This window comes from Bacillota bacterium (genome assembly GCA_012518215.1).
Classification (GTDB): Bacteria; Bacillota; Dethiobacteria; order DTU022; family PWGO01; genus JAAYSV01.
Genome location: JAAYSV010000059.1, coordinates 16,335 through 27,651, shown reverse-complemented (window position 1 = coordinate 27,651; position 11,317 = coordinate 16,335). Strand labels below are relative to the sequence as shown.

General features: G+C 45.5%; 9 protein-coding genes. 8 read left to right on the top strand and 1 reads right to left on the bottom strand.

Features of this window, described 5'->3' with window-relative positions; all coding sequences use genetic code 11:
* Positions 1–797: 797 nt before the first annotated feature.
* A complete protein-coding gene (locus GX364_09545) occupies positions 798–1,526 on the bottom strand; it encodes a GntR family transcriptional regulator (protein NLI71092.1) in 729 nt (242 codons plus the stop codon).
* A gap of 452 nt (positions 1,527–1,978) precedes the next feature.
* Between GX364_09545 and GX364_09540 the strand changes: the two genes are divergently transcribed.
* The 8 genes from GX364_09540 to GX364_09505 all read left to right on the top strand — a co-directional run bounded on the left by GX364_09540 (position 1,979) and on the right by GX364_09505 (position 11,265).
* Positions 1,979–3,424: a sodium:solute symporter family protein gene (locus tag GX364_09540; protein ID NLI71091.1), complete on the top strand. Its 1,446-nt coding sequence runs from the start codon at positions 1,979–1,981 to the stop codon at positions 3,422–3,424.
* A gap of 4 nt (positions 3,425–3,428) precedes the next feature.
* Positions 3,429–4,142 carry a maleate cis-trans isomerase gene (locus tag GX364_09535; protein ID NLI71090.1) on the top strand — a complete coding sequence of 238 codons (714 nt, stop codon included), beginning with the start codon at positions 3,429–3,431 and terminating at the stop codon, positions 4,140–4,142.
* A 219-nt stretch (positions 4,143–4,361) separates the two neighbouring features.
* Positions 4,362–5,318 carry a DUF4392 domain-containing protein gene (locus GX364_09530; protein NLI71089.1) on the top strand — a complete coding sequence of 319 codons (957 nt, stop codon included), beginning with the start codon at positions 4,362–4,364 and terminating at the stop codon, positions 5,316–5,318.
* 107 nt (positions 5,319–5,425) lie between these two features.
* The gene (locus GX364_09525) at positions 5,426–6,076 is read left to right on the top strand and encodes a flavodoxin family protein (protein ID NLI71088.1); all 651 of its coding nucleotides are present in this window, start codon (positions 5,426–5,428) and stop codon (positions 6,074–6,076) included.
* A 51-nt stretch (positions 6,077–6,127) separates the two neighbouring features.
* The gene (locus GX364_09520) at positions 6,128–7,309 is read left to right on the top strand and encodes an aminopeptidase P family protein (protein NLI71087.1); all 1,182 of its coding nucleotides are present in this window, start codon (positions 6,128–6,130) and stop codon (positions 7,307–7,309) included.
* Between the two features lie 171 nt (positions 7,310–7,480).
* Positions 7,481–8,752, top strand: coding sequence for a pyridoxal-phosphate dependent enzyme (locus GX364_09515; GenBank protein NLI71086.1), 1,272 nt, complete (start codon positions 7,481–7,483; stop codon positions 8,750–8,752).
* Positions 8,753–8,766: 14 nt separating this feature from the next.
* Positions 8,767–9,951, top strand: coding sequence for an aminopeptidase P family protein (locus GX364_09510; protein NLI71085.1), 1,185 nt, complete (start codon positions 8,767–8,769; stop codon positions 9,949–9,951).
* Positions 9,952–10,104: 153 nt separating this feature from the next.
* Positions 10,105–11,265, top strand: a complete 1,161-nt coding sequence (locus GX364_09505) for an ABC transporter substrate-binding protein (GenBank protein NLI71084.1) — start codon at positions 10,105–10,107, stop codon at positions 11,263–11,265.
* Positions 11,266–11,317 lie beyond the last annotated feature (52 nt).

Sequence of the window (11,317 nt, the reverse complement as noted above, 5' to 3'; positions counted from 1 at the left end):
GTTCCTTTCCCAAACAATTTAAAGCTGCAAGGCTTTCACCTGATAATAAAAAAGGTCAAGGCAATTGAAATAGAACCAGGTACAATTATACCATGACCGTACAAAAGTTGCTCTTCCGACTCCGGCTATGTTAGCGTTTAGCCTTTTTCACGCCAAGGCCAAACCTCCTGAGCGGCCTTGCGGCTAGCCTGTTACAGGGGCCCTCGCGCAAACCGTTTTGATACGTCAGGGGCGGCCGCAAAACAGCCTCGTTCAGGTTCGATAACAGCACCAGTTCAGTTAAACTGGTCATATCACGTCACTTCGATCCGATGGTCTGTTCAACTAACAAACCACAGGAAAGACGTGATTATGGGAAGAGCTTTTGGGCCTACAATAATTTTACCCTAAAGGAAGTAATGCTTAATAACCACAGCCCAGCATTAATTAATATACTGGGCTGTGATTTTGATCTTGCAGTAACCTATGGGTGTTTTGTAAAATATGGGACCAATAGGGTTAGTGGTATTGTTTTGGCTCTGTTAGTATGCTGAGAACATTTACTCGTATATGTTCCTAATGAACGCGGAATGGTGCCCTGACGCGAAGTTAGGTTAATACATGAGGGAGATAAATTTTATTTATGGTTACCATAAGTGTAAATGATGAATAACCGCTATAATAAAAAACCGACCATATTAAGATAGCGCACTGTGGGCGTTCTACATGCAAAACCAATACTTGAACCTACAACTGTTTTATACAAGGTTAGGCCTTAGAACATGTTTTTAAGTAGGTGGGCTACTTATTTTAGGTATTTACCTTTTGCGGACGAAGGAAAATTTGTAACGGGCAGTTACAAAATAATTGGAAGAATAATAAATGGGCTGGCCATTATGTTGGCGTACCAAGCCGTCTACGCATAATAATGGGGTTTGGGGCTTTATTTTTAATACTTTAGCCACATTTGCGGGGGCCTCAATGGCATCCAAATACATAAAACCGTAATTGGCATGGATATCAAATTCGTTATCAAGAAAATCAAGCAATGATTCATATTGTGAACGCCTATTTAGCCGTTTGGGATCATTAATTATCTGGGCATAAAGGGTATCAACGGAATAATTTACCGGTACACCATCGGCTAACCGTAGTGCTTTAATGGAATAACCCAGGCTTCCAGTTTTGACCTCCATTTTAGTAGCCAGCTGTTCTTTGATCCGGATTTTTTCTATGTCAAGGATTAGCTCGCGAGCTTTGTGGCCGGAACGCCCAATAGTGGCGGTGAAACTTTCTAGGGTTTCCAACCCTGCTACGATACCATCAGCGGCTCCTAACACAAAAGAACCGATACCATGTTTTCGGGTGATAAACCCTCGGCTTTCCAGATGGCCCAAGGCTTCTCTAACAGTGGCTCGGCTAACGTCGAACTGCTTACAAAGCTCCGCTTCCGTTTTCAGTTTTTCACCTGGGGAAATTTTACCACTCAGAATATGGTCAGTCAGGATTTCGGCTACTTGAAGGTATAGTCGCTGTTTTCGTCGCAATGATAATCACCTCTAGCTTAATAAACGTATATACGATTAAAAGCATCAGCCGTTATACTGAAATTATTATGGGCAAATGATTTGAAGACCCTGAATTATATAGTAAAAAACAAATTTAAGGTTTGTTGATAACGCGAGCTACCAAGTGCAAGTGTAGATTTATTAGCTTCATAGATAATGGTTCGACTATAAATCAAAAAATCCTGCACAAATGTTTGTGTGCGCACAAACATTAATTCATTGTTCAGAAAAATGCCCGCGCATAAAGATCCTCAAAAACCCATAAAAAAACCATTTTATAAGCAGGAGTTTTTGCTCTAGATGCAGAATGTAAATAATACATTATGGTCAGACAACAGACAACATACATTATATATACGGAAGGGGGTAAAATTGCCGTCTTAACTTTTGTTCCGAAGGCTGAACATTAAACGAAAGGGGAGTTTGACTACATGGCATTTCGCTGGACGTTTTTTATCGGTTATCTTGCAATCGTATATTTGATCGGCTACTGGTCTTATAGACAAGCGACCGGACTTTCAGAGTTTTATGTTGCCGGCAAGGATTTGGGGATTGTTCCTTTGGTCGGTACTTTTGTTGGCAGCTTTGTAAGTGCTTCCAGTATACTTGGTTATGTTGCCTTTTCATATGGCAATGGCTGGTCCTTAATAACGATTTATGGTATCGGTTGTGCTAGCGGTTGGACCTTGCTAGGCTTTGTCAGTGACCGCTTGCGCAACTTCGAAGCTGGTGTTACCTCTCCCGACATCTATGCAGTTCGCTACTATAGTGAAAAGATGCGCTTGTGGACAGCGCTAGTATTTATTTTATGGCAATCCTTATTCTTGATGCAGCAATTTATGGGTGTCGGCTATACAATCGAGCAATTTCTTGGCATTCCTTATAAAGCAGGACTTATTGTTATAGGCGTTACCATGGTAATCTATGTTACTTCAGGTGGTATGCGCTCAGTCGTGTGGACTGACGTCATCCAGTCAGTAGTAATGTTAACTGGTGTATTGGTTGCTGCAGTGGCGGTACTAAAAATAGGAGGCGGAATATCTGCTATCAATGCTGCAGCTAAAGAAATATCAACTGAAACATTATCTCAAGGATTCATGCTTGAAGCTTTGGCGGGGGGCCAGTTTACAGTTTCCAAGATTGTAACTGAAGCTTTTGCCTTAGCAGCCGTGATTTGCTGCGTCCCTTTTTATCACCGAATGTTTTTCTCGGCCCGGGATGCTAAACTTGCTCGTGGCACCATCGGACTGTCTACTCCGATCTTAATTTTCTTTTACATGGCCCTAGCGCTGCTTGGGGTAGCTGGGAGAGTAATGATGCCGGAGCTGTCTGCCGTCGACCGCGCTTTCCCGGCTTTGGTGGATACAGCACTGTCGCCGTTTATGGGTACGTTAGTTCTAACCTGTATTGTAGCAGGCATAATGTCGACTCTTGACAGTCTACTGTTAGCTGTCGGAGCCATGGTGTCTCACGATATCTATGCTGGTTTTATCAATAAAGATGCTACGGAAGAGCAAGAGATGAAGGTAACCCGGTGGTCACTGATCATTATCGGTCTTGGCGGGATGTTCTTATCCTTTAATCCGCCGGCAACTATTATGGAGATGTACACTATTATGATTAACGTAGTATCATCGACCTTGTTTGCTCCCTTAATCTTGGGCTTGTTCTGGAAAAGGGCTACCTTCGAGGGCGGCATGCTCGGCTCTATTGCTGGTTTTGTTAGTTCGTGGCTATGGATGTCATTTGGTTCTAGCGCCTTATCACCGGCTGGAGTTGGTATTCCTTTAGCCATTTTTGTGACCGTGGTCGTAAGCTTCCTAACCCCCGAGCCGCCTGAAAGTGCTTTGGCCCCATTCTTCCCCGCTAAGGAGTGATACGATGTCTGGTTGGAAACTACGTCTTGGGGTGGCTGTGCCATCAGCCAACGCCGTTATGGAGCCGGAATTTAACCGCATGGCGCCAGCGGGTGTCAGCGTTCATTTTGCTCGTATGTGGCTGAAGGCAGATACTAAAGAGCAAATCAGCGCTTTAATTGACCACACTGAAAAGGCTGCTGAATTATTGACACATGCTGGAGTGGAGCTGATCGCCTTCGGCTGTACTAGCGGCAGTCTGATCAAAGGTATGGGTTATGACACTAAAATAATTAACCTGATCGAACAAACTACAGGACTGGCAGCCACAACGACCTCGACTGCTATTATTGCTGCTCTAAAAGCTCTTGACATAAATAACTTGACTGTAGTTGCACCCTATCCTGATTGGTTGATGGAAAAAGTAAAGTCATTTTTAACCAATAATGGCTTTAGCGTCGTTAGTATGAAGGGACTAGGTTTAGTTGAAGGCCCAGAGATCAGGGATACTCCGGTCGAGGCTGTGTATGAATTGACCAAAAAAACTGTGGTCAAAGATACGGATGGGGTTTTTATTAGCTGTACCGGTTTTCCGTCAATAGAAGTACTAGACTCAATCGAACAGGATCTGGGGATACCGACTATAAGCAGCAACCAGGCTACTTTTTGGCAGATGCTAAGGCAAGGTGGACTTAAGACTAAAATTCCCGGTTATGGGACCTTATTACGAGATTATTAGGGTCTGAGGAAGGGGTGCAGATTATGGTGATATCGGTCTTCATCTTTGTGATTATCTGTCTTATTCCAACGGTTCATTATTTTGCCTATAAGTCAGAATGAACTCTTCGTTTATGTTGGGTTCGGTTAGGCCAAAGCTGTGGTGCTGAAGACTGGGGCCGGCATCAGGGCTGGCCCCGGCCCCTATATCTTGAGCCCTAAGTAATTAGGAGGTCTACAAATGAAAATAGCTTGCGAAAGTATTGACAGACTAGTGACGACAGAAGTACGGTTGCCTTACCTTGATCGGGGCATTATCCCCGCTCTGTATGAGGCAGCCAGAGATGGTGGCGATCCAATTGTGTACCAGATCGCAAACGCGATTATAGATTGCATAAAGTCTACGCCTGGCCGGTTTGGTTTGATTACTGGTTTTTGGGATCCGCAATGGATGCCGGATGGAGAAAACGATGGTCCTATTGGGGCGGTGGTCCTTGGCAAAGCCTTGACTTTGCTTGGTGCCCAAGTGCTACACTGTGTGGAAAAAGAAGTGGTGCCGGTAATGAAAAAGATGTGTGAACGGCTTGATACCACTGCTGAGTTCAGGATCTTGTCTCGTGACAGTGCTGAACAAAACGCGTACTTGGTTGACGACCTCGATGCAGCAATTTTTATCGAAAAATGTGGCCCTTCAAAAGAAGGGATTCATCACCTTGCCACCGGCCCGGCTCGGGAAGGCCGGGATGCTCCTTTGGAGATGTTCCTAGAGCAGATGACTGCCGCTGGCAAACTTTCGATTGGGACAGGCGATGTCGGCAACGAGATCGGGTTCGGCAAAATATATGAACAAGCACGGGAGATTGTGCCAGCGGGGAAAGTATGCAAATGTCCGGCTCAGGACGGAATTATAACAGCATTGGCGACCAACTATTTGCTGCCGGCATGCACTTCAAATATTGGTGCTTATGGTATGGTAGCAGGGTTAGAGATTGTCAGTGGTAACCTGGAACTACTGCATACTCCAGAAGAAGAGATAGATCTGATCGATATTTGCGCTGACATGAATTGCATTGATGGTGGTTTTGGCATTGCAACTGATTATGTTGATGGTATCCCTGCCAAGGCGGTGGCTGCTCAGGTGGAACTTCTGCGAGCGATTGTGCGTTCCTTTTTTACAACTGAAAAACGCCCTTTTTAGGCTCTAACCCTATACGCTGCGACCGAGGGTTTTGGTAGAGACATTGTCCCCGCCCCTCCGGTCTGATCCAACCAGTAATGACGACTGGCCCCAGGAGGTGGATTAATTTGCGGCTTCGAATTGTAGGCGTATCTGCTAGCCCTAGGCAAGCGAACACAGAGATATTAGTAAGGACCGCCTTGGAGGCAGCACGGATTAATGACAAAGTAGAAACCACATTCGTATCTTTGGCAAACAAAAAGATTAGTGGTTGCATTAACTGCCGAGCCTGTGTTTCAGCAGGGAAGTGCATCCTCAAGGATGATTGGGCCCAATGCTTTGATGCTTTACTTAACCCAATCCCTGATGGGGTGATAATCGGCGCTCCCGTTTACTTTTTTAACTTAAACTCTCAGGCCCGTGCTTTTATGGAAAGAACAACGTCTTTGATTAAAAGCCTGTTCGAGCAAGACGCTGTTGGGCAACCGCCTGATTGGTCTCGTACTGCTGCTGGTGCAATAGCAGTCGGTGCCGATCGCCATGGTGGTCAAGAACATGCTTTATCATCTTTACATCACTGGTTTTTAATCAATAACTTTGTCTGTGTAGGTGGTTCCCATATCGGTTACATTGGTGCCCCGGCTTGGCTGTGCGGATATAGACAGCGTGATGGAGTAAGAAAAGACACAGCTATCGGTATGGAAGCAGCGCGAATAGTAGGAAAAAGAGTGGCGACTACGGCTATGTTGTTGGCTGCTGGTCAGGCAGCGCTAAATTGACGCTTACGTTTCGCAAACCGAAAATACTTATTCATCAATGGAGGGCGGACAATGTTGCAGTTTGCAGATTTTAAAAAAGAACGAATTGAAACGGCCATGGTAGAGCACGGATTAACAGCCTTAGTTGCATCGCTCCCGGAAAATATTTATTACATGTCTGGTTACGAAAGTATTGGTCATCAAATCCTGAGCCGGAACCTTATTTTTGCAGTTTATGGAGTGGATAAAAATGAGGTTTCCCTGGTCATACCGACAGCCGAGGTCCCAACAGCCTTAGAGCGTTTCCCAAATACGGACATTCATGCGTTTGGGGAGTTTTTCTTTACATTCCCAGCTGGTGGGATTGAAAATATTGAAAACATTATTAGTCGCCGGGAACAAGATAGCCTTCGGGCTTTGGTCAAAACTTTGCATAATATGGGGATCAAGCGCGGTCGGGTTGGCTTAGACGAAGGGCGCTTAACGCCGCAATTATGGCGAGGGCTAGCCGAGGCTTGCCCTCACCTCGAGTTTGTTCATGCTTCTAATATATTTAGCCAAATACGTATGATTAAGCATAAACACGAGATAGCCCTACTTGAGTGCTCAGCCGAGATTGCCGAACAGTCGTTGTTTGCCGTTCTGCCAGAAATAAAGGTGGGTACAACTGAGCTCGAAATAGGGCAACGCTACATGGAAGAAGTGGTAGCGCGAGGGGCGATCCCCTATTTTAATGTTGTCACCATTGATGAACGCAGTGCTTTTTCCGATACCATCAATACTGCCCAAGCGGTCAAAGATGGTTCCATTATCCGGTTTGATTTTGGCTGTGTTTACCAGGGCTATTCTTCTGATCTAGCCAGAACGGCAGTGGTCGGTAGCTACGAGGATAAAGTATTCGAGTATTATCAGGCTATTTTGTTTGGTGAAGAGCAGGCAGTTAAAGAAATACGGCCTGGAATAGGTGCCGATGTAATCTTTCGTACTGCCGTTAATCGGACGAGGGAAGCTGGGATCCCTCACTACAATCGCCACCATTGTGGTCATGGGATCGGTCTTGAAATATACGATTGGCCCCTGTTGGCCCCGGATGTAAAAATCCCCCTTGAGGCTGGGATGGTACTTTGTGTAGAAACCCCTTACTATGAACTCGGCTGGGGTGGAATTCAGGTCGAAGATACAGTAGAAGTTACCCGTTATGGTGCGCGTTATTTAAGTAAATCCAGCCGCGAACTGATCCAACTTAGTATTTAAGCCTGTACTTTGGTCGTTTTAACTAGAAAGTAGAAAGTGCTGCTAGTATTATAATTGGGCTTACATCGATTAGATAACAGGGTTGGGAGCGTTAACCCTAGTTATCACCGATGGGGGGTAGCATTATAGTTACACCTAAGAGCTCGAAGGTAGAAAGGACAGGATTATGGTATGGACAGTTTTGTTAAGGGATTGAAATGTATTAATTGTGAGGAACAGTATCCCATTTCCCCTATGTTTGAGGGATGCCCCCGCTGCCGAAGTGAACATTTTTCCGCTAACGTAGCTGTCGACTACGATTATGGTCGTATCAGCGTTAACCTAAGCCGGCAGGCATTTGCTGCTTGGAAGGGAGAGGGTCTCTGGAAGTATGCGCCTTTGCTACCAGTCGGCCCCGCTGCCTATCAGATCAGTCTTCAAGAAGGCGGAACCCCGCTAGTAAAATGTGGGCGGTCGTCGGAAGATTTAGGACTAAAAGTTATGGTCAAAGATGAATCACGGAATCCCACCTGGTCTTATAAAGACCGATTGGCTTGCGTGGCTACTGCGAAAGCGTTGGAATTTGGGGCTGCTGTTACGACAATAGCTTCGACTGGCAACCATGGTGCTGCGACCGCAGCCTATGCGGCCAAAGCTGGGCTTGATTGTATTGTGTTTACTTTGCCAACTATTCCTCTCGCTATGAAGGGTTTGATGCAAGGTTATGGGGCCAAGGTTATCGCCACTACCTGGGCAGGGAGATTTAAATTTATTACGCACGGAGTTCATAACCTCAATTGGTATCCCCTAGGCACTTATGCAACCCCGCTTCCTACTGGTAATCCCTATGGCGTTGAGGGGTATAAGACTATTGCCTATGAGCTTTGCCTTCAGCTTGATTGGGATGTTCCCGATTTAATTCTTTGTCCAGTTGCCAACGGCGAAGGATTTTTTGGGATCTGGCGCGGATTCAAGGAGGCAAAACTCCTAGGATTAATCGATAAAACACCACGGATGGTAGCTGTTGAGTTGATGGGGGGCCCATTGTCCCACGCGCTGAAAGAAAACTTAGACTATCCTCAGACAGTCCCGGCTCGGGACTCGGTGGCTTTTTCCATTAATGGGACCATCAGCAGTTATGCTGCTTTTAAAACCATTCAGGATTCAGATGGAATGGCAATCGAAGTTAGCGATAAGGATATTATGGCGGCACAAGAGATATTGGGACGTGAAGGTCTATATGCTGAGCCGGCTTCAGCCTCATCTATCGCAGCTCTTTGCAAAATGAAAAGGTTGGGACTTTTGACTGGAATATCATCAGCTATAGGTATTGTTACTTCATCAGGGCTTAAAGACCCTGGAAGTACTAGCCAAAAGAAGGGAGACCTTCCGGTGGTCGAGCCGGAATTAAAACAACTGGCGAAAGTGTTAAAGGAACACTATCATTTTAGTTCAAGCATTTAATGGGAGGTAAAAAAATGCTTATCAACAAAGCCAGGGCAATAGCACTGATGAAAGAGCATAATGTCGATGCCCTTGTTGCTTCTTATGCTGCCAATGTCAATTATCTGTCCGGTTATTATAGCCTTAGTCAAAACTTAATTCGCGATACCCAAGTGTATGCTGTCATTACTGCCGACATCGAAACACCACCAGTGGTAGTTGCACCAATTGGGGATCTAGATTGTATGGCCGATAAAGGCCCCTTCGGACCGGTAGAAACCTACGGTAGTTTTTTTGTTTACCGTGACCATAGTGGCGAACAACGGCCAGAATTTGATCGTCTTTGGAAGTATCACCAACTTGAAAGAAGCAAAACGCCCCTCGACGCTCTCGCCCAGGCATTGAAGAGGTTAGGGGTGGGACAATCCAGAATTGCAATCGATACTATTGGCATGACCCCAGCAATAAAAAAAGAGTTGCATGCTAAATTTGATAAAGCCCAGATCATAGAAGGCTATGACTTACTTAAGGTAATCAGGATGGTTAAAACCCCAGAAGAGTTGCGGCGGCTCAGAGAGTCTGCTCGTATCACTGAACAAGCGATCGCAGCTACGTTGGAGGCAGCGGAAGAGGGCATAAGTGAGCGCGAGCTTGAGGCAGTGTTCTGCCGCTCGATTGTATCAGCTGGAGCGAGACCGCTTTTGACGTGTATTGGGGTTGGAAGCCGCACGGCTATGATTAACACCATACCATCAGATCACAAGCTGAAAAAAGGAGACTTGATCCGTTTTGATGTTGGTTGTGTGTATGAATCTTATTGTTCTGACATCGCTCGCATAGCCAGCTTTGGCACCCCATCGGACAAGGTGAAGCAATATTACCAGGCATTGCTAGATGGAGAACAGGCTGCGATCAACATTATTAAGCCTGGGATAACTGCGGCCGACGTTTTTAACAAGGCGATTGCGGTCACACGAGCTATGGGCATACCCCATTATGAGCGCCACCATTGCGGTCACGGTATTGGTATTGAGTGCTACGATTTACCCTCAATAACTGCGGCTGATACTACAATGTTAGAAGAGGGCATGGTGATCAATGTAGAGACACCTTATTATGAACTTGGGTTTGCTGGATTACAGGTGGAAGATACAGTTGTGGTTGCCAAGGATGGGTTCGAGTATTTAACCACTTATGACCGTTCTCTACAGGTTATCTAAACTATTTCCCAATTAGGGTGTCTTTTTGCGTTCTTTGGTTAACCCGTAACTATAACCATAGGAAGGAGGTAATTAAAAAAACAAGAAATGAAAGAAAACGTAGGGGTTACGTGTAGGATTGCAAGCTACAAAATAAGGAGTTGAAGTTGAAAGATGAAATCAAGGCGTATGTTGCTAAGCGTACTTGTTGCGGCCTTAGTCTTGGCTGGTTGTGCAAGCTCACCAGCGGTGGAACAGCAAAATGGCTCAAGTTCCGATACGATCAAAATTGGGTTTTCTGCGCCACTATCGGGTAGCAGTGCTGAGCTGGGGCAGCGGACATTGCGGGGTGTTATTCTAGCAGCAGAGGAAATCAATGCTGTTGGGGGTATCAACGGAAAAGAAATAGTTATTGTGGAGATGGATGACCGTGCTGACCCAAAAGAAGCAGCAAATGTGGCTAACTTGTTTGCTTCTAACCCTGAAATTTTGGCTGTAATAGGACATAATAACAGTTCTTGTACCTTGGCTGCAGCCCCCATTTATAACAAAGCTGGTTTGCCACATATATCACCCGACTCCAGCTCTCCCAAAATCAGTGACTGCGGGCCTTACACCTTTAGGGTTAGAAATAGCGATGCCTACACGGGTGCTTTCAACGTTGAAAAAATGCACGAGGCAGGTTTTAAAAAGCTTGGCATTTTATACGAGAATAATGATTTCGGCCGCGGAGGTATGGAAGTAGGCATTCAAACAGCTAAAGACTTGGGCATAGAGGCTCCGTTAACAGAAGCGTTTATGCTTGGTGAAACCAAAGACTTTAGCACCGCGATCACAAAGTTTAAGCAAGCCGGTACTGAAGCAATTTACATGGTAGCCGATTATACCGAAATTGCCCTTTTTGCTAAACAGTCACACCAGATGGGTTACTATCCATCTATTTGGGGCGCTACCGGCGCTTATAACCCAGCCGTTATTACTATCGCCGGTGAGGACGCTGATGGGATTATTGGTTCCACCGTCTTTTACGAATCCGATCCTAGACCAGAAGTGCAAGACTATGTTCAAAAGTTCCTGGCTCGTTATGAATCCGAGGGCATTACCCAATGCGATGCCTTTAGTCCTTGTGGCTATGACGCCCTAAGGCTAATTGCTGAGGCTGTAAAGGCTGGTGAAGACAGGGATGTTATTCGAGATCAACTTGCCAACGTTAAGAACTTCCCTGGAGCCATTGGCGAAATTACATTCGATGAAAATGGCGATGTCCACGTTCCCTTAAAACTGCTCATAATCGAAAATGGTAAATTTGTGCCTTATGAGATCGATCAAGCATAAAAAGGTCTAACGTGGTAAGGGGCACAATGCCCCTTACCATTGCCAAACTGGA